At 66.6% G+C, this 20975-nt stretch carries 16 protein-coding genes; 12 read left to right on the top strand and 4 right to left on the bottom strand.

All coding sequences use genetic code 11. The annotated features are described in order from the left end of the window. Nucleotides 1-109: 109 nt before the first annotated feature. Together BLW78_RS22255 and BLW78_RS22250 are read left to right on the top strand one after the other, a co-directional pair. Nucleotides 110-538 carry a potassium channel family protein gene (locus tag BLW78_RS22255; RefSeq protein ID WP_091682151.1) on the top strand — a complete coding sequence of 143 codons (429 nt, stop codon included), beginning with the start codon at nucleotides 110-112 and terminating at the stop codon, nucleotides 536-538. A 197-nt stretch (nucleotides 539-735) separates the two neighbouring features. Further along, the gene (locus tag BLW78_RS22250; protein WP_280142480.1) at nucleotides 736-2373 is read left to right on the top strand and encodes a SulP family inorganic anion transporter; all 1638 of its coding nucleotides are present in this window, start codon (nucleotides 736-738) and stop codon (nucleotides 2371-2373) included. Between the two features lie 80 nt (nucleotides 2374-2453). Here the strand turns inward: BLW78_RS22250 and BLW78_RS22245 are convergent, their stop codons facing one another. Continuing rightward, on the bottom strand, nucleotides 2454-2873 hold the full coding sequence (locus tag BLW78_RS22245; protein ID WP_244527023.1) for a phospholipase A2 family protein: 420 nt from the start codon (nucleotides 2871-2873) through the stop codon (nucleotides 2454-2456). A gap of 91 nt (nucleotides 2874-2964) precedes the next feature. Then, complete coding sequence (locus BLW78_RS22240) at nucleotides 2965-3405, bottom strand: hypothetical protein (protein WP_091682148.1); 441 nt, start codon at nucleotides 3403-3405, stop codon at nucleotides 2965-2967. Nucleotides 3406-3865: 460 nt separating this feature from the next. Here BLW78_RS22240 and BLW78_RS22235 point away from each other — a divergent pair, with 460 nt between their 5' ends. From BLW78_RS22235 to BLW78_RS22205, 7 genes are all read left to right on the top strand, one after another. Continuing rightward, a complete protein-coding gene (locus tag BLW78_RS22235; protein ID WP_170855218.1) occupies nucleotides 3866-4432 on the top strand; it encodes a hypothetical protein in 567 nt (188 codons plus the stop codon). A gap of 95 nt (nucleotides 4433-4527) precedes the next feature. Further along, nucleotides 4528-5646 carry an efflux RND transporter periplasmic adaptor subunit gene (locus tag BLW78_RS22230; RefSeq protein WP_091682146.1) on the top strand — a complete coding sequence of 373 codons (1119 nt, stop codon included), beginning with the start codon at nucleotides 4528-4530 and terminating at the stop codon, nucleotides 5644-5646. Nucleotides 5647-5650: 4 nt separating this feature from the next. Further along, nucleotides 5651-8845 (top strand): efflux RND transporter permease subunit, encoded by a 3195-nt coding sequence (locus tag BLW78_RS22225; RefSeq protein ID WP_091682145.1) that lies wholly within the window; start codon nucleotides 5651-5653, stop codon nucleotides 8843-8845. 14 nt (nucleotides 8846-8859) lie between these two features. Further along, nucleotides 8860-9699 (top strand): polyphosphate kinase 2, encoded by an 840-nt coding sequence (ppk2, locus tag BLW78_RS22220; protein WP_091682143.1) that lies wholly within the window; start codon nucleotides 8860-8862, stop codon nucleotides 9697-9699. Nucleotides 9700-10129: 430 nt separating this feature from the next. Further along, entirely contained in the window at nucleotides 10130-11209 is a 1080-nt protein-coding gene (locus BLW78_RS22215) for an AraC family transcriptional regulator (RefSeq protein WP_348272463.1), read from the top strand. Between the two features lie 13 nt (nucleotides 11210-11222). Continuing rightward, nucleotides 11223-11588, top strand: a complete 366-nt coding sequence (locus tag BLW78_RS22210; protein WP_091682136.1) for a hypothetical protein — start codon at nucleotides 11223-11225, stop codon at nucleotides 11586-11588. A gap of 123 nt (nucleotides 11589-11711) precedes the next feature. Further along, the gene (locus BLW78_RS22205; protein WP_091682135.1) at nucleotides 11712-12521 is read left to right on the top strand and encodes a universal stress protein; all 810 of its coding nucleotides are present in this window, start codon (nucleotides 11712-11714) and stop codon (nucleotides 12519-12521) included. A 57-nt stretch (nucleotides 12522-12578) separates the two neighbouring features. Here the strand turns inward: BLW78_RS22205 and BLW78_RS22200 are convergent, their stop codons facing one another. Next, the gene (locus tag BLW78_RS22200; RefSeq protein ID WP_091682133.1) at nucleotides 12579-13430 is read right to left on the bottom strand and encodes a DUF4344 domain-containing metallopeptidase; all 852 of its coding nucleotides are present in this window, start codon (nucleotides 13428-13430) and stop codon (nucleotides 12579-12581) included. A gap of 463 nt (nucleotides 13431-13893) precedes the next feature. On the opposite strand from BLW78_RS22200, the gene aspT reads away from it, so the two are divergent. From aspT to BLW78_RS22185, 3 genes are read left to right on the top strand one after another with little or no spacing between them, the layout of a single operon-like run. Next, nucleotides 13894-15570 (top strand): aspartate-alanine antiporter, encoded by a 1677-nt coding sequence (gene aspT, locus BLW78_RS22195; RefSeq protein WP_091682132.1) that lies wholly within the window; start codon nucleotides 13894-13896, stop codon nucleotides 15568-15570. 27 nt (nucleotides 15571-15597) lie between these two features. After that, nucleotides 15598-17247, top strand: a complete 1650-nt coding sequence (locus BLW78_RS22190) for a bifunctional aspartate transaminase/aspartate 4-decarboxylase (protein WP_091682130.1) — start codon at nucleotides 15598-15600, stop codon at nucleotides 17245-17247. Further along, a complete protein-coding gene (locus BLW78_RS22185) occupies nucleotides 17244-19529 on the top strand; it encodes a hypothetical protein (protein WP_244527022.1) in 2286 nt (761 codons plus the stop codon). Before BLW78_RS22190 ends, BLW78_RS22185 begins: the two co-directional genes overlap by 4 nt. A gap of 427 nt (nucleotides 19530-19956) precedes the next feature. Here BLW78_RS22185 and BLW78_RS22180 read toward each other — a convergent pair whose 3' ends face one another. Next, nucleotides 19957-20880 carry a LysR family transcriptional regulator gene (locus BLW78_RS22180; protein ID WP_091682127.1) on the bottom strand — a complete coding sequence of 308 codons (924 nt, stop codon included), beginning with the start codon at nucleotides 20878-20880 and terminating at the stop codon, nucleotides 19957-19959. Nucleotides 20881-20975: the final 95 nt, after the last annotated feature.

Here is a 20975-nt window from a genome sequence, read left to right as displayed (position 1 = left end):
CGTCCGTTGCGCTCTGCCGGGCGAGCGGCCCTGGACCGCGATGGCATGCCATCATGATCGACTGTTGTCCTGGCGCGTGCTCAAGTATCATCGATTCCGGGGGAACGACATGCTGACGCAACTCGCGATCGGCGCGCTCGGGAGCGTGTGCAGCATCACGATCCACGCCTTCATGATGACCATCATCCTGAAGGTGGTTCGTGTGCACGGCGCCATCCGCGGCTACAGCAGCGTGACCCTCTGGCGCATCATGTCGTCAGCCGTGTGCGTCATTATGGCGGCGCATACTGTTGAAGTTGCGATCTGGGCCGCGATCTACAAAGTGATCCGCATAGCGCCAGCAGGATCCGACTTTCTGTACTTCGCGTTCGTCAATTATACAACGCTCGGCTACGGAGACATCGTTCCAGCCGAACGCTGGCGCCTCCTCGGTCCAGTTGCCGCAATGAACGGGATCCTGCTGTTCGGCTGGTCGACGGCTGTGATCTTCGAGATCCTGCGACGAACCCTGGCCCTCATGGAGAGAGATGCGTTCTGAGGCCACGTCCTGTATATCCAGCTTCCGGGCGCCGTCCGGCGTCGATCTTTCAAAGCCGACCCGAAAAACAGATCAGACGTCGCCGCGTCTTCACCCCGCAATACTCTCCCGAACGGTGCTACAGTCGGTTGTGTGCCCTGAAGACGGGGGTTCCGATGAGAGATCCCGGCAAGGCGCGTCGAACTGGCGGGAACCGTGTGTCACCGGATCTCGGCCACGACGTCGTGGCGGGGCTCACGGCCGCGACCGTCGTCCTGCCGAAGGCGATGGCTTATGCTACGGTGGCCGGACTGCCGGTGTCGGTCGGGCTCTACACCGCGTTCGTGCCGCCGCTCGTCTACGGATGGCTGGGCTCGTCGCGCGTCCTCAGCGTGAGCTCGACGACGACGCTGGCTATCCTGACCGGGGCCGAGCTCGGCACTGTGGTTCCGGACGGCGATCCGGCGAGACTTGCGGTCGCCGCGGCGACATTGACGGCCCTTGTGGGCGCGCTGCTTCTCGCGGCGCGGGTCCTGAAGCTGGGCTTCATCGCAAGCTTCATCTCCGTGCCGGTGCTCACGGGTTTCAAGACCGGCATCGGTCTCGTGATCCTGCTGGACCAAGCCCCCAAGCTCCTCGGGCTGCATATCGCGAAGCAGTCGTTCTTCGCCGATCTGGCGAGCGTCGTCCGCCACCTCCCCGAGATCTCTCTGCCAACCTTGGCCGTCGGTGGCACGACGCTGGCCATCCTCATCGGCATGGAACGGTTGAAGCCGCACTCCCCGGCGCCCCTGATCGTGGCCGCCGCCGCGATCGCCGCCTCGTGGGTGCTGGACCTCGGCGCGCGGGGCGTCTCCACAGTCGGGCCGATCCCGCAGGGCCTACCGTCCCTGACCGTGCCCGATCCCGGACTCGTCCTCGCGCTTCTGCCGGGCGCGGTCGGGATCGCCCTGATGAGTTTCACGGAGAGCATCGCGGCGGCACGGGCCTTCGTCGGCCCCGGCGATCCGCCCGTCGATGCCAACCGCGAACTGGTCGCGACCGGATCGGCAAACCTGGGTGGAGCCCTGCTCGGCGCCATGCCGGCGGGTGGTGGAACCTCGCAGACGAGCGTCGTTCGCGCGGCCGGCGGCCGGACGCAGGCGACCTCGCTCGCGACCGCCGTCGCCGCGCTCGCCACGATGCTGTTCCTCGCTGGGATCCTCGGCCTCCTGCCGCAGGCGACCCTCGCGGCGATCGTCGTCGTGTACTCGGCCAGCCTGATCCAGCCGGCGGAGTTCCGCGCCATCTATACGGTCCGATGCATGGAGTTTCGCTGGGCCGTCGCGGCGGCAATCGGCGTCCTCGCCTTCGGGACGCTCCAGGGCATCGTCGTGGCCATCGTCCTCTCGTTCCTGGGCCTCGCCCTCCAGACGGCTCAGCCCCGTATCTCGATCATCGTCCGTAAGCCCGGGGCCGACGTCCTGCGTCCACAGTCCCTCGACCATCCCGAGGATGAGACCTTCGACGGGCTTCTGATCCTCCGTCCGGAGGGCCGTCTGTATTTCGCGAACGCCCAGACCGTAGGGGAGCGGATGCGGGCGCTGACGGAGGAGTACAAGCCGCGCGTCGTCGCCCTCGACCTCAGCCGCGTGCCCGACATCGAGTATTCTGCGCTTCAGATGCTGCGGGAGGGCATACGGTCCGCTGCCGTCAGCGTCTGGCTCGTGGGCTGCAACCCGGACGTGCTCCGGATGGTGCGGCGCACGGGCCTGGACCGGGAACTCGGCCCGGACCGCCTGTTGTTCAACGCCCGTACGGCCATTGCACGCTACGGGGCGCTCCGGTCGGCCACGGCACCGTCGACGGAACCCTGAGCGGCAGCGCGGCCGGCGCCGGCCGCCCGCTCCTGCGTGACCGCTCTCGGATGACGGCCCTCGGGTGACGCCCCCGGAGGCTAGTAGTCATACCCGACGCGCGCACGTTGGCGGACGTAAGGGCCGGCGGCACCGGGCGCCACGACCATCACGGCCCGCGGCGCTGGGTCGAACGGCATCGTCGCGGCGCTGAAGGCGATGAACCCGGCCGCCGCCCGAACGTCGTCGGGTTGACGGGGATCCCGAGCGATCAGGTCTGCCTCCCGCGACAAGCGGAGATTGCAGAGCCGAGGCGGCAGGCCGCCCGCGGGCGTACACGCATCATGGCGCGCGCAGGCGCGATCCAGCGCATCGACGGGGAGAAGCGGTGCGCGGTTGCCAAGGCCGCAGTAATTGCCGTGCACGAGGAGCGGCGGCGTGCTCGAGAAGTCCTGCGCCTGCGCCTGTGCGGACGACAATCCGGCAGCGGCGAGACAGAAGGCAGCAATCCTGGTTCGCATGACGGACGCCTCATCGGATCACGTGACGGGGTGATGCGGAACGCCGGAGGTCGGCGTTCCTGGCGCGGTAATGCCGTCCCGGTGGCTGACCTCAGTTCGGGCGGCAGACGCCGGCATAGGCGTCCCAGTATTGGTACGGGCCGCATCCGCCGGACGTCGCTCCGTAGTAGCCCGCCGCCGCCGCCGCGGCACCGACGCCGGCGGCCGCCAGCCCGTAGCCATACGGGCGATAGCGATAGCCGTAGGCACCGTAGCCGGGGCGAACGTAACGGCCATAGCCGCCGCGATAGGCATAAGCACCGCCATAGCGACCGACGCCGCCGCGGTAGGCATAACCACCGCGGTATCCGCCGCGATAGCCTCCGATCCCTCCGCCATGAAAACCGCCGGCTCGGAAGCCGCCCGCGTGAAAGCCGCCGCCGCGGAAGCCGCCACCCCGGAAGCCGCCACCCCCAAAGCCGCGTGCCTCCGCAGCGGCGCTGGTGACAATCAGGGCGGTGACGGCGGAGACAGCAATGATGAAGCACTTCATGAGATCGGCTCCTCCTGGTTGATGGAACGGCCGGCCCAGCCTCGTCGCGTGCCAAAGCGGAGATATGAACATTCCACCATGCGAGTAGATTGGCTCGATTTCTAATCTAGGCCGGATCGGAACGCTTGATCGAAAGGGACACACGCGATGGTTCCGGACCGAGGCCGCCCGGCCGTATTGGAAGCAGGACTGAAGGACGATTCCTGCCCGATACGATTGCCGGTAGATGATATGGCCTGGATTGCTTCTGATTAAATTTCATAGATGTAGCAGAAGCGCATTCCTGGGCTGATTGTTTTGGCCTATGATCGGAAAGGTCATCGCGTATGGTCGCTCGGCAGGGCCGAACTGCTACCCTGCGACGCGTGCGTACGGGACAGGCGGCTGTCGATGATCATGCGTCGTCGCGCACGGCGTTCGCGATCGGACGACCCAGGACGGTCGGGCAGGAGGGGAGCGGATGAGCACGCCCGCTGATCCGGCAATCGTCCGCAACACCGGGGCGACGGATCGCTGGCGGCGCATCGGACGGCGCGTGTCCCAAGAGGCGAAACACATCGCCGCGATCTTCATTTATCTGTGGGTCGTATTCGGCGTGCTGGTGCTGCACGAATCGGTGGTGCTGTCGCGGCACGGCCTGAGCGCCCAGTTCTACGGCCTCGCCTTCATCAATGCCTGGATCCTCGCCAAGGTGATGCTGGTGGCGGAAGGGCTCGACGCTCGTCCGCACTTCGCGGGCCGGCCGTTGATCCTGCCCATCGCGCTGCGATCCGCCGGGTTTGCCCTGCTGCTGGTCTGCGCCTACGCGGCAGAGGAATCGGCGATCAATCTGTGGAAGGGGCATAGCCTCGCCGACGCCCTGCCGGCGATCGGCGGCGGCGGCGTGCGCGGCCTCGCGGTCATGACGGTGATCATGGCCATCGCGCTCGTCCCCTACTTCGCGTGGCGCGAACTCGGGCGCGTGCTCGGCCGCGACACGCTGAGGGCGCTGATGCTCTCGGGCTCCGGGGTGCCACCGAGGGCCTGATCGGTCCGGGCGGGAGGTCCGGCTGTCCCGTCCGATCAAGCCGGACAGACGCAATCTGCAAGGATGCGCGGGGATTCTCCGGGCGAGGGACGGTCATGTTCCGCTGGTCTCGTTGTCTCTTCATCCTCACTCTTCTGACCGCAGGATCGCATTCCGCCGCCGCGGAGACGGCGCCCGCCGCGGCGCTGCCCGTCGGCACCGTCGCCGCGCAGAAGAAGGCCATCGACACGGCGCTCGACTTCGTCGGCCGGGTGGAGGCCGTGAGCCGCGTCGAGGTACGGGGGCGGGTCACGGGCTACCTCGACGCGGTCCTGTTCAAGGAGGGCGAGCTGGTCGCGGAGGGCGCGCCGCTCTACCGGATCGAGCCCGACCTCTTCGAGGCCGCCGTCCGTCAGGCAGAGGGGGCGCTGGAGCGCACCCGCGCGGCCGAGACGCTCGCGGCGATCCAGCTCCAGCGCGCGCAGGATCTCCTCGACCGCAATTCCGGCACCGTGGTCGCACGCGACCAAGCGCGCGCCGCCCTCGAACAATCGCAAGGCGCCGTGATGGGCGACGAGGCGAGCCTGAGAACGGCGCAGATCAACCTCGGCTACACCAAGATCCTCTCCCCAATCGCCGGCCGGATCGGACGCACCAGCGTCACGAAGGGCAACGTGGTCGGGCCGGACAGCGGGGTGCTCACCTCCATCGTGAGCCAGGATCCCATGTACGTCGCCTTCCCGGTCAGCCAGCGCGAGTTCCTCCGGGTGCAGCAGAGCGGTGCCCACCTGGACCGCAGCAAGATCGTCGTGCGGATCCAGTTCTCCGACGGCACGACCTACGACCAGCTCGGCCGGGTCAACTTCGTGAACATCAGCGTCGACCGCACCACCGACACAGTGCTGGTGCGCGCCAGCATGCCGAACCCCGCCGGCACCCTGCGGGACGGCCAGCTCGTCAAGGTCGCGCTGCAGACCGGGGCGCCTGTGGAGAAGGTGATGGTGCCCCAGGCTGCCCTCATCGCCGACCAGGGCGGCGTCTACGTCTTCGTCGTCGAAGACGGGCGGGCCGTGATCCGGCGAGTCAAGCTGGGCTCCGGCGGCACCGGACCGGATGCCATCGTCGACGAGGGCCTGTCCGGCGGCGAACTGGTCATCGTCGACGGCCTCCAGCGGGTGCGGCCCGGGATCGCCGTTCGGGCGAACCCGATCGCCCAGCCGGCAAGCGGGATCTGAGGCCATGCTGTCCGCGATCTTCGTCGACCGCCCGCGCCTGGCAATCGTCATCGCCATCGTCACGTCGATCGCCGGTGCCCTGGCGCTGCTCACCATTCCGGTCGCGCAATACCCCGACATCGTGCCGCCGCAGGTCTCGGTGACGACAACGTATCCCGGCGCCGCCGCCGCGGTGGTGGAATCCACGGTCGCCCAGCCCATCGAGTCGCAGGTCGTGGGCGTCGACAAGATGATCTACATGAAGAGCGTCAGCGGCAACGACGGCAGCTACACGCTCACCGGGTCGTTCGAACTCGGGACCGATCCCGACATCAACGCCGTCAACGTCAACAACCGGGTCCAGATCGCCCTGGCCAAGCTGCCCGAGGACGTTCGCAAGCAGGGGATCACGGTCAAGAAGAAGTCGTCCGCCCTGCTCGGCGTGCTCGCGGTCTACTCGCCCAAGGGCGCTCAGGACCCGCTCTTCATCTCAAACTACGTCACCATCAACCTGCTCGACCGCATCAAGAGCACGCCCGGCGTCGGTGACGCGACCCTGTGGGGGCCGCAGGATTACGCGATGCGGGCCTGGGTCCGGACCGACCAGCTGACCGGGCTCAACCTCACCACGAGCGACGTGATCGACGCGATCAAGGCGCAGAACGTCCAGGCGCCCGTGGGGCGGATCGGTGCCCGACCGATCTCCAACGCGCAGCAGCTTCAACTCAGCATCCAGACCCAGGGACGGCTCACCTCGCCCGAGCAGTTCCAGAACATCGTCCTGCGCACGAACCCGGACGGCTCCCTGCTTCGCCTCGGCGACGTCGCCCGGATCGAACTGGGTGCGGCGAGCCTCGACCGTGAGACCCGGCTCAACGGCAGCCCGGCGACCGTCGTGGCGATCTACCAATCGCCGGGCGCCAACGCGATCGCGACGCTCAAGGAGGTCAAGGCCCGCGTCGCGGCGCTCGCCCCCTCCTTCCCGGAGGGGCTGGAGTGGAAGGTCACCTACGACCCGACAGCCTTCATCACCGAGACCGTCCACGAGGTGCAGAAGACCCTGATCGAGGCGTTCGTGCTCGTCGTGGTGGTGGTGTTCCTGTTCCTCGGCAGCCTTCGCGCGACGCTCATCCCGACGCTGGCCGTGCCGGTCAGCCTGATCGGCACCTTCATCGCCCTGAAGGCGGTGGGGTACTCGGCGAACTCCGTCTCGCTGCTCGCCATGGTGCTCGCCATCGGCATCGTGGTCGACGACGCCATCGTGGTCGTCGAGAACGTCGAGCGGGTGATGGAGGAGCATCCCGAGCTGTCCCCGCGCGAGGCAACCAAGCGGGCGATGGCCGAGATCACGGCCCCGATCATCGCGATCACCCTGGTCCTGCTCTCGGTCTTCGTGCCAGTCGCCTTCGTGCCCGGCATCTCGGGGGAGCTGTTCCGCCAGTTCGCCGTGGCGGTCGCGGTCTCGATGTTCCTCTCGGCGATCAACGCGCTGACGCTCTCGCCCGCGCTCTGCGGGGTGCTGCTGCGGCCGCACCACGGCCCGCGCCGCGGGATCATGGGCTTCATCATGCGCGCGATCGACGGGGTGCGCGACGGCTACGGCGTGGCGGTCGCCCGCATCGTCCGCCTGTCGATCATCGGCGTCGTGCTGTCGCTCGCGGCGGCCTGGGGCACGGTCGAGCTGGCCAAGATCACGCCCACGGGCTTCCTGCCCGAGGACGACCAGGGCGCGTTCTTCGTGGTCGTGCAACTGCCCGAGGGTGCGTCCGTCGACCGGACCTCGGCGGTCGCGGCGCAAGCCGAGGCGATCCTGCGCGAGGAGCACGCGGTCGCGGACACGACCACGGTCGTCGGCCTCAACTTCATCGACAATTACTCGCAGGGCAACGCCGCCTTCCAAGTGGTGACGCTCAAGCCCTTCGAGGAGCGGAAGGGCGCGGGCGACGGCGCCGCGGCGCTGATCGCGCGGCTCGGCCAGCGCTTCCGCGAGATCCCCGGCGGCACGGTCGTGCCGATCGCGCCGCCGCCGATCATCGGTCTCGGCACCGGCGGCGGCTTCGCCTACGTGCTGGAGGACCTGCGCGGCGGCGACCCGAAGGAGCTCGCGCAAGTCTTGCGCGGGCTCCTCGTCGCGGCGAACCAGGAGCCGAAGCTCAATCGCGTCTTCAGCACCTTCTCGGCGACGAATCCCTCAGTCTACCTCGATATCGACCGCAACAAGGTCCAGATCCTCGGGGTGTCGCTCGACGCCGTGTTCCAGGCGCTGCAGGCCTCGCTCGGCGGCTACTACATCAATGACATCAACCTGTTCGGCCGCGCGTGGCAGGTCCAGGTCCAGGCCGAGGCGACGGACCGCCAGAAGATCGACGACATCTACCGCATCAATGTGCGCAACAAGGACGGCGGGATGGTCCCATTGCGCAGCCTCGCGGAGGCCCGCATCGTCGTCGGGCCGCCCGCGCTGATCCGGTACAACAACCTCCGTGCCGTGACGGTGCAGGGCGGCCCCGCGCCGGGCGTCTCCTCGGGCCAGGCGCTCGCGGCCATGGAGGCCGTCGCAGCGCGCACGCTGCCCGCGGGCTTCGGCGGGGAATGGACCGACACCGCTTTCCAAGAGAAGCGGGCGGAGGGCAAGACCGCGATCATTCTGGCTTTCGCGGTGCTATTCGCCTTCCTGTTCCTGGTCGGCCTGTACGAGAGCTGGACCATCCCGGTGCCCGTGCTGCTCTCCGTGACGGTCGGCATCGTCGGCGCCTATTTGGCGATGGTCTGGGGCAACCTCACCCTCGATCTCTACGCGCAGATCGGCATGGTGGTGCTGATCGGCCTGGCCGCCAAGAACGGCATCCTCATCGTCGAGTTCGCCAAGGAGCAGCGCGAGAAGGGCGTGCCGCTGCGCGAGGCCGCGACGGAGGGCGCACGCCTCCGCTTCCGCCCGGTGATGATGACGTCCTTCGCCTTCATCCTCGGGCTCCTCCCGCTCGTGATCGCCACCGGCGCCTCGCAGCTCGCCCGGCGCGATGTCGGGACGCCCGTGTTCGGCGGCATGCTCGCCGCATCGTTCCTCGGAATCTTCGTGATCCCGCCGCTCTACGTCGTGTTCCAGGGCCTGCGCGAGCGGGCGTGGCGTCTGCTGAGCGGCCGGACGGGCAAGATGACCTACCCAGCCACGCAGTCCGACGCGGCCGGCGGCACGCCGGGGCATCTCCCGGCGGAATAGCGGAGGATTGCCCCATGGACGGTACAGATCAAGCACTCCGCGCCGAAGCGCGCGTCGAGACAGAGCCGACCGGCGAGCGCAACCGGCTGAAGCGCAAAGCCTATGAGCGCGAGCTGCGGAAGCTCCAGGTGCAGCTCTGCCACCTCCAGGCCTGGGTGAAGGCGACCGGCGCGCGGATCATCGTGGTGTTCGAGGGGCGCGACGCGGCCGGCAAGGGCGGCACCATCAAGGCGATCACCGAGCGGGTCAGCCCGCGCGTGTTCCGCGTCGTCGCCCTGCCGGCGCCGTCCGATCGCGAGAAGAGCCAGCTTTTTCTTCAGCGCTACATCGCGCACTTCCCAGCCGCGGGCGAGATCGTGATCTACGACCGCAGCTGGTACAATCGTGCGGGCGTCGAGGCCGTCATGGGGTTCGCCGGCGAGGCTGAGCAGCGCCGCTTCCTGACCCTCTGTCCGCAAATCGAGCAGTTCATCGCCGGGAGCGGGATCCAGCTCATCAAGTTCTGGCTGGAGGTCGGCCGCCAGGAACAGAGGATCCGCTTCGAGGCCCGCATCAGCGATCCGCTCCGGCAGTGGAAGCTGAGCCCGATGGACCTGGAATCCTACCGGCGATGGTACGATTATTCCCGCGCCCGGGATGCGATGCTCGCGGCAACCGATTCCGACGCCTTGCCGTGGTACGTGGTGCGCTCCGACGATAAGCGCAGGGCGCGGCTGAACTGCATCGCGCACCTGCTGCATCTGATCCCCTATCGGGAGCTCAAGCCCGAGCCGGTGGCGCTGCCCAAACGCTGCAAGAAGAACGCCTACGACGACACCCTGCGCGACCAGCGTTTCGTGCCGGAGCAGTACTGATCCAGCTGCTGGAGCCACCGCCTGCAGTCTGCACAGTATTGCGGCGATAAAGGATCTCGATCGCGGGCGCGACGCACGGAGGCCGGCTGGCGGCGGGAGGCGGCTTGCAAAGGCGTGTTCAATCCCGTGAAGGCGCAGACCCGGCTGCGCGCCGCAGTAGCACTTGGTTGGAGGTCCCTTTTTCGTTCCGGTATCGGAGTATTCTGCATCGGGGCCGAGCCAACTCCGATGAAGCGGCCGGCAAGGTCCCCTGGGACAAGTCCTCGCTCGGCCCCGAAAAACGTCGGAGGGCGCTTACTAAATTCGAAGCTGTTCGGGTGTCCCGTTCGATCAAGCAATGATTTATGGCTTAGATTAATTGGCGTCGGAGGATACGATTATGCCCCTGTCCGCCACATTGCACAGCGGCTTCTGCTTGACGGAGGCAGCCTTGGCCGAGCGCTTCCACGCGACCGAGAAGGCTCCCTCGACGGGATTTGTCCAGGTTGACGATGTCAGGGCCATCCGGGTCGTTCTCATTGAACTCGGCGCCGACTTCAGCAGCCTCGTCGCCGAAGCCGGACTCGATCCGCAGGTCATCGATAGCGGCATGAAGCTCGTCCCATTCACCGCGGTCGGCCGCCTCATCGCTCTGGCAGCCGACCGCATGCATTGCCCACATCTTGGGCTCCTCATCGGGGAGCGCGTCACGCTGGCCTCACAGTGGCTCCTCGGCTCGCTGCTGTGCAACTGCGAGACGGTCGGGGACGCGCTGCGGGCCCTCGAGGCTCATCTGTGCGTACAGGACCGGGGTGGCGTGGTCGGGCTGGGCGTCTTCGACGAGATCGCCGTACTCAGCTACACCCCGTATGATCCCGAGATTGTGGGAGCCGCCCTGCATTCCGAGCGGGCCTTGGCCAAAGTGACCAACGTTCTGCGGGCGCTCTGCGGGTCCCAATGGGCGCCGCTGGAGGTGCTGCTGCCGCGCTGCGCACCGGATGACATCAAGCCATACGGCGCGTTCTTTCGCGCGCCCGTCCGGTTCGATCAGGAAATGACCGCCCTGGTTTTTCCGGCGCTGCTCCTGCAGCAGACGATCGCCGGCGCAGACCCGGCGGTTCGCCGATGCGTGGAGGAGCGGATCCGCCAGATCGAGGCCGCCGAGCCCGCCAAGCTGACGGACGAGCTCCGTCACTATCTCCGGGCTACGGTGATCAAGCAGCGCTGCAAGGCGGAGCGGTTTGCGCGCCTGCGGCTGGTGAACCGCCGCACCCTGAGCCGCCGCCTGAGGGCCGAGGGCACGAGCTTCAGGCAGCTCACCAACGAGGCCCAGTTCGCGGTGGCCAAGCAGCTCCTGGCCGACACGAGCATGAGCCTGACGCAGATTTCGGCAGCCCTGAACTTCTCCGAGCTCGCCGCCTTCACGCATGCCTTTCGGCGCTGGTCGGGCATGGCGCCAAGCACATGGCGGAAGGAGAAGCGATCGGAGACGAACAGCCCCGTCGACAGCGACATGCCTCAGGCGGGTTAGGGGGGAACAAGGGATGCGCCAACCTGATCGCATCTTGGTCTGCGCTCTCATCCTGTTCGCCGGCGCCGCGCGCGCGCAGGAAGCCCGCTCTCTGATCGCGACGCAGGCGGATTCGCACATGCAGATGGCGGCGGCGTCGTTGATTCCGACCCTCCGGGGACGGTGGCTCCACGCCGATCACAAGCTCGTTGTGGGGCGCGTGCAGGATGTCAGGGTCTCACAGGACGGACATACGCTGATCGCCGTGGTCGCACGCCGACGATGGCTCGGTGGCGGGGAGATCGGCATCCCGGTCCCACGGCTGCATCAGCTCGACAATGACCTGACCGTAAGCGGCACACGCGAAGATATCCGGCAAACTCCCGTGATCGGGCCATGAGAAAGGCTCCTCAGCTGAGCGCCATGCGTTTTCCAGGACCAAACCCCGGGCGCACGCCGACTGCTGCGGCGCCGGCAAAGCTGACTGCACGCTCTTTGTAACGGTTTGACGGGAGTCGATGATATGACCATCGCCAGCATCCTGGTTTCCCTCGACCTCAGCGCGGCGGCCGCTGCCCGCGTCCGCCTCTCGACGCGTCTCGCGAAGCACTTCAACGCAATGCTGACCGGTGTCGCCGCGCGTAAGATTCCAAATCCCGGCCCCGGCCACGACCTAGCTGAGATTCAGACGACCTATAACGAGGAGCAAGCCAAGCTCGCGAGGGATTTGGAGCGATGCCGGGATCTTTTCGAGCAGAATGCCGACGCGGATGTCCTGACCAGTTGGTTGCAAGCAGAGGCCAATGCGGCAGACTTTCTCGTGCGGCAGGCGCTGGCTGCGGATGTCGTTGTCGTCGGCCGCGAGAGTGAGGAAGGCATCGGCGAGATGAGCGCCTTACCCGGCGCGGTCTTGATGGAAGTCGGGCGTCCGGTCCTGATGACTCCGCCCGGCTCGGATGACCTCAGAGCCGAACGGATCGTCGTCGCTTGGAAAGATGCGCCCGAGGCACGCCGCGCGGTCTCGGCTGCGCTGCCGTTCCTACGTCGCGCGAAGCACGTCTCCGTCGTCAGCGCGGGTGAGGAAGCCCGATCCGATGGTGCCGACCGCGTCGCGGAATTTCTGGCCCGTCACGGCGCACAGGTCAGTCAGCACCTGTTGGGTGCGAATGCTCGAAACGTCGCGGATGAAATTTTGCGCTTCGTAGACCAGGCGGATGCAGATCTCGTGGTCATGGGCGGATATGGCCGGTCCCGATTGCGGGAATGGTTGTTCGGCGGCGTGACGCGAGATTTCTTGAAACGTTCGCCTGTCTGCTGCCTGATGAGCCACTGATGGTCAGCTGTCGGTATGAACGTCGCCGGTGATCGCCCGACTACAGCGGCGGATAGTCTACGGGACCCGCGATTGCCAAGCGCGGCGCAAGCGTGCGCCGCGATGCAGGCGTACCCGCAAGTGCGGGCCGATCAGCCTCTCGAAAGCGTAAGCCGCCGACTTGTATTCCTCTCTGCACGTCGCGGCCCGCTCGGGGGGCAGATAATCCTTTGCAACGATGTCGGCGTAGCGACGGGGATCGGAGCCGTAGGCGAGGCATACGAGGCTGTAGAATCTCTGCCATGATAGGCCGTGCACATTGGCGAAACCGCTTCTATCGACCGCTTCCTGCCGCCCCAGCGTCACGAAGAAGTAGCCGCTGCCTCCGACGAGAGCCCGGGCTTGTGCAGGGGCGAGGTGGAGCAGGAGCAGGGCGGCAAGTTGGTCGGCCGCGTCCTCCTCGCGTCCGAAGATCGGGACGCGCAACAGGTGGAACAGGGCATGTCCGGTCTCGTGCACCAGAATCTGGGCGATCGGCCCGCGAATCGCCTGCTCCTGGGTGACGCCGGCCGCAGAGGCTTCGTGCGGCGCGAGAGCGATGATGCCTGCGACCATCTCGTAGCACATCGTGACGGCGTGGCTTTCGGGATCGTACCAGGCGTTCGCCTCGCCGCCGCACCCCTTCAGCCGGAGCGTCAAACGACCGGGGAGTCGAACTAGGCGAACGACCGCGCCAAGCCGCTCTAACACGCGCTGCCGCCGCAGCGTCCGGTAGATCTCGCGATGCGCGGGGTCGCTCGGCTGAACGTAGGTCACGACGACTCGCCCGCCGTGCCGCGCAGGCACGGCATGGACGGGAGCATCTGATAGAAGGATGACCGCCGTCAGCAGGACACCCTGGATCGCCCGCCGGCTGACGTGCCTGACCATGGCGCCTTCCTGTCCCGGATCTCTGAACCCGGAAACCGCCATCGCCTGAAGTCGCTGTGCCATACCCATGGAGCGCACCCGATGGAAGAAAAGTCCGTGGGCAGTTGGATCAGGTCGGGTTGCGGTCTGACGGTCCGATCCGGGGTGCGGCTCGACGCAGGGTCGCCGGAGCGGTCCCGCCAAACGCCGCGCCGTATTTTATTGTCAGTTTATGTTACAATCGCTTCGATGTTAAACAAGATGGCGAGATAACGGACTGCGGAAGCTTGGCAACGAGATTTTTATTTGTCCCAAGCGATCAAGCGGATTGTGTTTGTCCCGTTATAGCTTCTGACGGTCGCAGCTTCCGTCCGGGTTTACACCGCGGCGGGGGCAAGTGGATGTTGCGGCAAGATTGGCAGTTGTCGTCCGCGCACCTGAAATCGCTGATGCGAGGGCGAGCGACCGGATAGGGAAACATCCTATGGGCGATTGGCTCGTCAGGACCTTTCAGACTTATCCTGAGTTGGCGATCTTTCTGTCCCTGGCGATCGGATTTGCAATCGGTCCTCGGAAAGTCGCGGGCTTCAGCCTCGGAAATGTCACGGCGACCCTTCTCGCCGCGGTTGCGATCGGTCAACTGGGGATCGCCATCTCGCCCAACGTCAAATCGACCTTCTTCATCCTGTTCATCTTCGCGATCGGATATGGCGTCGGGCCGCAATTCGTGAGCGGCCTGACCAAGGAGGGGCCGAGGCAGATCGGCTTCTCCCTCGTCGTCCTCGCCCTCTGCCTGCTCGCACCGATCCTGTGCGCCAAGCTCGCCGGCCTCGATCTCGGCTACGCGGCGGGGATGTACGCCGGCTCGCAGACCATCTCGGCCTCAATCGGCGTCGCATCCGACCAGATCGCGCGGCTCGACATGCCGGCCGACCAAGCCAAGACCTATCTCGATCAGATTCCGATCGGTTACGCGGTCACCTACATCTTCGGCACGATCGGGTCGGCGATCATCCTGGCGCAGCTTGGGCCGAAACTGATCGGCGTCGATCTCGAGAAGGCCTGCAAAGACTACGAGCAGACGATGGGCGGTCAGGTGAGTGAGGGCGGCCTCATCTCGGCGATCCGTCACATCGAGTTGCGGGCGTACCGGGTGCCGAACGACGACAGCATCGTTGGCCGGCCGGTGCGGGAGATCTGGCCGGGGATGCGCGTCTTCGTTGAGCGCGTGCGGCGCGGTGATCAGATCATCGAGGCCGATGGCGAGACCATGCTGCGGCCTGACGACGTCGTGGCCGTCTCCGGTCGTCGCGAGCGCCTCGTCGATAGCCTCAACCCCATGCTCGAGGAGGTTCAGGACCGGGAACTCCTCAATGTTCCGGCGGAGGTCGTCGACGTTCTCGTGACGAACCGCGACCTCGCGGGCATGACCCTCGAGGAACTTGCGGGCCATGATTGGGCACGCGGCGTCTATCTGCGCAAGATCATGCGCAACATGGTCGAACTCCCGGTGCTGCCGCGGACCGAGATCCTGCGCGGCGACATCCTCACGCTTGCCGGAGGCCACCGGCACGTCGAAGCGGCAATCGGGCACCTCGGCTACCCGGACCGGACTGTCGAGACGACCGATATCGCCTTCCTTGCCGTGGGCATCGTCCTCGGGGGTCTCGTCGGCGCGCTGAGCTACAAGATCGGCGGCATCCCAATCAGCCTGTCGACCTCCGGCGGCGCCCTGCTGGCCGGCCTGGTGCTCGGTTGGCTGCGGACGATCCGCCCGATCTTCGGGCGCATCCCGGGACCGGCCCTGTGGCTGCTGAATACGCTGGGCCTCAACGTGTTCATCGCCGTCGTCGGCATCAGCGCCGGTCCGGGCTTCGTGGCGGGCGTCCATGCTGTGGGCCTAAGTCTTCTTCTCTGGGGCGCGCTCGCGACCGCTATCCCGATGGTCCTGTCGGTCTACATCGGCCGGTACATCTTCAACTTTCACCCGGCGATTCTGTTCGGCGCCTGCGCGGGCGTGCGGACCACCACCGCGGCCCTCGGCATGGTCCAGGAAGCCGCCAAGAGCAAGATCCCGGCCCTCGGCTACGGCATGCCCTACGCCATCGGCAACACCGTACTCACCATCTACGGCATGGTGATCGTGCTCATCTTCTCTTGAGACCCCCCGAAGCGCCGGAGTATCGTCATGGCAGGATCGTTCGATCTACAGGACTTCGAGTCGCTCAGCCCGTTCGAGATCAAGGACGAGCTGATCAAGCTGGCCAAGGCGACGTCGCGCCGAACACAATCAGCCTTCCTCAACGCGGGACGGGGTAACCCGAACTGGGTCGCTACGACGCCGCGCGACGCCTTCTTCCTCCTCGGCCAGTTCGCGATGAGCGAGAGCCGGCGCGTGATGAGCCACCCAGCCGGGCTCGGCGGCATGCCGCAGGCGTCCGGAATCGCCGAACGGCTCGCGGTCTGGCTGCAGCAGCGTACCGATCAGCCCGGCGCCGACTTCCTGGCGGCCCTCGTCCCCTACGCGACTCGAACGTTTGCCTTCGAGCCGGACGCCTTCGTGCACGAACTCGTCGATTCGATCGTCGGCGACAATTACCCCGTTCCGGATCGGATGCTCGTCCACAACGAGCGGATCGTACACGAATACCTGATGTGGGCGATGTGCGGTTCGCGCAAGCCAGCCGGCCGGTTCGATCTCTACGCAGTCGAGGGCGGAACGGCAGCGATGTGCTACCTGTTCAAGTCCCTCAAAGCCAATCGGCTCCTGATGCCGGGCGATACGATCGCCCTCGGCACGCCGATCTTCACGCCTTATCTCGAGATGACGCATCTCGAGGACTATGCCCTCGGTGTGGTTCACATAAAGGCGCCGCAGGAGAACAAATTCCAATACACAGATGCCGAGATCGACAAGCTGCTCGATCCGAAGGTCAAGGCCTTCTTCGTCGTCAATCCCGGCAACCCGACCGGGATGGCCCTGAGCCCGGAGACGATCGCCAAGATCACCCGGTTGGTTAGGGACAAGCGGCCCGACCTGATGATTTTGACCGACGACGTCTACGGCACGTTCGTGCACGACTTCCAGTCGCTGATGGCGGAACTGCCGCACAACACCATCGGTGTCTACTCGTTCTCGAAATATTTCGGCTGCACCGGCTGGCGGCTCGGCGCCATCGCGATCCACGAGGACAACATCTTCGACAAGGCCATCGCGAAGCTGCCGCCCGAGGTGACCGCGGATCTCGACAAGCGCTACGGGCCGCTGACCTTGGAGCCGCGCAAGCTCAAGTTCATCGACCGCATCGTGGCTGACAGTCGCGACATTGCGCTCAACCACACCGCCGGCCTCTCCCTGCCGCAGCAGGTGATGATGAGCCTGTTCTCGCTCGCCGAGCTGATGGACGAGAGCAAGGTCTATCAGGAGGCCTGCATGGAGATCGTCAACCGGCGCGCCTGGTCGATGATCGAGGGGCTCGGCCTCCAAATCACGCCCAACCCGAATTACGATGCCTACTACGGGCTGATCGATTTCGAGTTCTGGGCGCGCAAGAATATCGGCGAGGAGGCCGTTGCCTATCTGAAGCGCAACGTCCATCCGCTCGACCTCGCCTTTCGGCTCGCCGAGGTCCACGGCATCGTGCTGCTCAACGGTGGCGGGTTCGAAGCGCCCGATTGGTCCCTGCGGGTCTCCCTCGCTAACCTGCCCGACGAGGCATACGCCGATATCGGACGCGGCGTGCGTGCCGTCGCGCGCGGCTATCGGGATGCCTACGAGGCTGCCAGGCGCGCCGCCAAGGCGGGTGTGCAGGAGATTGAGCAAGTCCCGGCCGAGTGACCTACCCCGTCATCGCGTACCGGGTCCGCGCGTCGGACCCGGGCCGGTCGATCACATCTTTGGGCCGCCCCGGGATGATCGAGGTGCCGACGATGGCTTTCGTTGATGGCGAGCATGCCGCTACCAGACGCCCGCGGGGCCAAGTCCGCTCGTCCCATGGCAGCTGCCGCGCGCGGCGCCTGCTCGCGGCAGGGCTGCTTTGCCTGGGGACGCATGCCGCCGTGGCGCGGACGATCTACGTCACGCCCGCAGGGGCCGGACCGGGCTACGATGCGGACGGCCGGATGATCGCCCCGCAGACGCAAGCCTTCTCCACCGAGGCGATGCGGGGACTGCGCCCGGGAGACGTAGTCCAGCTTCTCGCCGACAGCCCAGATCCCGCCGTCGCGGCGCTCTACGCCAAGCGGATCGTTCTGTCCGGCTTGGGCGAGCGGGACGCGCCGCCGATCCTAATCAAGGGCCTCGGCGGGCGCACACGATTGGTCGGGCGCACGGTCGATGAGGTCCGCGGCTGTCCGATGCCCGAGGACGATCTCGAGCAGGCCTGCGGCGGCCTCGCGACTGCCCTTGCGGCCCCACAGGTTTCGGACCTGCTCGGTGCTCTGACCACGCCGGCCTCGACCGGCGAGCGGGAGCGCAGCCGCCGCTCGCGGCTCGCCATACCGATCGGCCGTGCCGGACGGCTTGCGGAGGCAGCCTGCCTCGACATCGACCGGGGGGACGGCATCACGGTGGAGGATCTGACGTTTGACGGGTGCTGGCTCGCGGCCGTCCGGGCGATCGGCAGTCGCCGCGTCACGCTGCGTCGCTCCCTCGTGATCGGGAGCAGCTACGGTCTCGCGGCACGCGGCAGCCGGGAGCGGCCGGCCGACTCGCTGGTGGTCGAGGACGTGACATGGGTGCAGGACGCGAGCGGCTACGACGCCGCGGCCCTGAGGCGCGATGGTCCGTTCCGCTGCGCCGACGGCCGCGTCAGCCCGCTCGGCTGCCCGGGCCTGCTCTGGCGGAGCATCCCCTGGGGCGTGGGCCATCACGGCGCCTACGATCACTTCAACGGTGCGCTGCTCGGCGGAAGCGACGTGCGGGGCCCCATCATCTTCCGCCGCAACACCGTCCTTTCGGCCTATAACGGCTTTCGGCTCAAGGCTGCCGCCTGCGACGACCGCAAGGCCTTGGACCTCTCGCCGGAAACCTGCCCCTACAATGGGGACGTCTGGATCTACGACAACCTGTTCGCCTACGTTCGCGACAACCCCATCGAACTGGAGACCTGGGCGACGGACGTCCGGATCTATCGCAACCGGATCGTCAATGCCCACGCGTGGTTCTCGTTCGACGACATGGGAGGCGGTCCGATCTACGTCTACGGCAATCGCGGCTGGTTCGACGACGTCCCGGCGATCGCCTTGCCGGATCATTCCCTGTTCCCGCCGCCCTGCACGCGCCACCCGATCGAGAAACCGGCCGCCGGCGGGGCATTCGACCCGAAGCTCGACCGGCGTTACGACTACGCACGCGCCCGCTGGCTGCCCGTCGGGGTCGAGAGCATCGGTCCGAGCGGTGCCGTCTCCTGGATGGATCCCCTCGACCAGACCTGTGAGGCAAGCCTCCAGGGCCGCGTCGTCAAGCTCGCGCTCCCCCCGCGGGATGTGGAGCCCGGGACCTATCGCTATGCGGAGCGCGGCGCGATCTACCTGTTCAACAATAGCTGGTACCTGCGCTCGCCCGTGACCGGGATCGGCGCGGCCGCCAATCTCAGGCACTGGAACAACGCCCTGCTATTCTGCGAGGACGGCGTGCCCGGCTACGATAAAGAAGTGTGCCGGCCGAGACCCGAAACGTTCGATGTGAGCACCTGCGGACGTGGCGTGGTCGGCGGGGACGGCCTCGCCCGCTATCTCGGCGAAACGGGAACGCTGCCGTTCTTCGACTGCTTCCGGTGGCTGCCCGTCGACGAGTCCGGCCGCGATCTCTCCGCGCTCGCGAGCGTCTTCGATTTCGACGTCAGCAGCAACGGCTTTCCTGTCGCGCTCAAGCGCGAGCGCGGGTTCGAGTCCCACGGGCGTGCCGGCAATCCGGGCTTCACGGCACCCAAGGACGGGGACTTTCGGCTTATCCCGGGCGCGCTGGCGGGAGCGTCGGGATGCACGGTGACGGAGATTTCAAACCATGATCTCGTCTGCGCGGATCCGAACGGGGGGCAGGCATTCGCCGGTGCGTTCGGCCCTGACGGCCACCTATATGAGGGACCCGCTTCAGCGCGATTTCGGCTGCCGGAATAGAGCGTGTAAGAGCTGGTCCGGCGCACCCCGGTCTTGCGTGTACGCCAACTGACCGGCGCCCGGTTTGCTGCCCGCTGCAGGCAAGCTGATTGCCGAGACCCGGCGCCCCACTGCGACTGCTTTTTCTCAGAATCGTCTTCGAAGCGGACTGGCAGCTTTCGGCCATACTACGTCACGCCGGATCGCCGGAGCGCGCAAGACCGGACATGTGCCTCGGCGCCCAACCCGGACATTCGGTGCACATCGAAGACATCTCCGAAGCGGACGTCACGGGAGCCGGATCTTTAGGTCGGAATTGGAAACACTACGGGGCCTTCGAGATTGCGGCCCGAGATAGCTTCTTGTTCTCCGAAGGTGGCCCCTAGCTGGCAGCCGGAGCCGCCTTGTGCCGCAGGAGAGCAGAGGCAGCCCGCTTCCGTTCGCGTTCTCAAAGCTTCGATCGCGTGTTGGTACTTGCTGGCGCAGCGCCCCATACAGTCGCCAGGAAGGTGGTGAAGGCTTCGAGGCTGGTGGATCGGGCCGGCTTCATCCAAGTGGCGTAGGTTGCGATGGTATCGGGGACATCGTCGAGGGAGCGGATCACGATCCCGCGCCGCTGCACGTTGCGCACACAGCTCGCATAGGTGCTCACGCCAGTTCCCGCCGCGACGAGGCCGAAGATACCCTCGCTCGACGAGGCCTCCTGGCTGATGGTCGGGTGAAAGCCGCGCCGATGGCAGATCGCGAAGAAGGCCTCGCGATAGGCGCTCCAGCTCCCGCCAGACCCCAGCACGAACGGCTCGCCGGCGAGATCCTTGAGGGTCAGGCTGCGCGCGTTCGAGAGTGGATGGGTCACCGGCAGCAGGGCCACATAGGAGTCGCGATCGAACAGCAGGCTCTCGAAGTGCTCGTTCTCGACCGCGCTGAGCGTGAAGCCGACGTCGATGCGGTCGTTGAGCAGGGCCTCGCGCTGGGATTGCGAGGGCACGTGCGACAGCTCCAGCCGGATCGCCGGTCGCACTTCGCTGAACGCGCGGACCAGCTCCGGCAGCCGACCGTTGATCGCGAAATCCATGTAGCCGACTCGCAGGACGCCGGCCATGCCGGTTGCCGTGCGCCGCGCCAGCGTCACAGCCCGCTCCAGATGGTCGATCCCGATCCGGCACTCGGCCAGGAAGGCACGCCCGGCCTCCGTCACCTCGACCGTTCGGGTCGTACGGCGGAACAGCTTCACGCCGACCTCCGCCTCGAGGTCTGAGACGAGCCGGCTGAGACCCGGCTGCGTCGTCGCGAGGCGCTGTGCGGCCCGGCCGAAGTGAAGCTCCTGGGCGAGGACGAGGCAGCTCGAGACGTGCCTGAGGTCAAACCGCATTGATGCCGAATCTCGTATCAATCACGCCAAATTCATCATTTCACACCGCGGGCCGTCTGCAACATCCTCGCCTCGATCCCGCTGCGGCGGGCTGG

Origin of the sequence: Methylobacterium sp. 275MFSha3.1 (assembly GCF_900108435.1) — a bacterium.
Taxonomy (GTDB): domain Bacteria; phylum Pseudomonadota; class Alphaproteobacteria; order Rhizobiales; family Beijerinckiaceae; genus Methylobacterium.
The sequence above is the reverse complement of the archived record's forward strand: the minus strand, read 5'-3'. Positions and strand labels throughout refer to the sequence as shown.

Coding starts and splice junctions, on each gene's coding strand:
- BLW78_RS22240 (WP_091682148.1), bottom strand. CDS start 3,405: ATGAAGTGCTTCATCATTGCTGTCTCCGCCGTCACCGCCCTGATTGTC.
- ppk2 (WP_091682143.1), top strand. CDS start 8,860: ATGGACGGTACAGATCAAGCACTCCGCGCCGAAGCGCGCGTCGAGACA.
- BLW78_RS22255 (WP_091682151.1), top strand. CDS start 110: ATGCTGACGCAACTCGCGATCGGCGCGCTCGGGAGCGTGTGCAGCATC.
- BLW78_RS22210 (WP_091682136.1), top strand. CDS start 11,223: ATGCGCCAACCTGATCGCATCTTGGTCTGCGCTCTCATCCTGTTCGCC.
- BLW78_RS22230 (WP_091682146.1), top strand. CDS start 4,528: ATGTTCCGCTGGTCTCGTTGTCTCTTCATCCTCACTCTTCTGACCGCA.
- BLW78_RS22190 (WP_091682130.1), top strand. CDS start 15,598: ATGGCAGGATCGTTCGATCTACAGGACTTCGAGTCGCTCAGCCCGTTC.
- BLW78_RS22200 (WP_091682133.1), bottom strand. CDS start 13,430: ATGGTCAGGCACGTCAGCCGGCGGGCGATCCAGGGTGTCCTGCTGACG.
- BLW78_RS22205 (WP_091682135.1), top strand. CDS start 11,712: ATGACCATCGCCAGCATCCTGGTTTCCCTCGACCTCAGCGCGGCGGCC.
- BLW78_RS22180 (WP_091682127.1), bottom strand. CDS start 20,880: ATGCGGTTTGACCTCAGGCACGTCTCGAGCTGCCTCGTCCTCGCCCAG.
- aspT (WP_091682132.1), top strand. CDS start 13,894: ATGGGCGATTGGCTCGTCAGGACCTTTCAGACTTATCCTGAGTTGGCG.
- BLW78_RS22245 (WP_244527023.1), bottom strand. CDS start 2,873: ATGCGAACCAGGATTGCTGCCTTCTGTCTCGCCGCTGCCGGATTGTCG.
- BLW78_RS22225 (WP_091682145.1), top strand. CDS start 5,651: ATGCTGTCCGCGATCTTCGTCGACCGCCCGCGCCTGGCAATCGTCATC.
- BLW78_RS22235 (WP_170855218.1), top strand. CDS start 3,866: ATGAGCACGCCCGCTGATCCGGCAATCGTCCGCAACACCGGGGCGACG.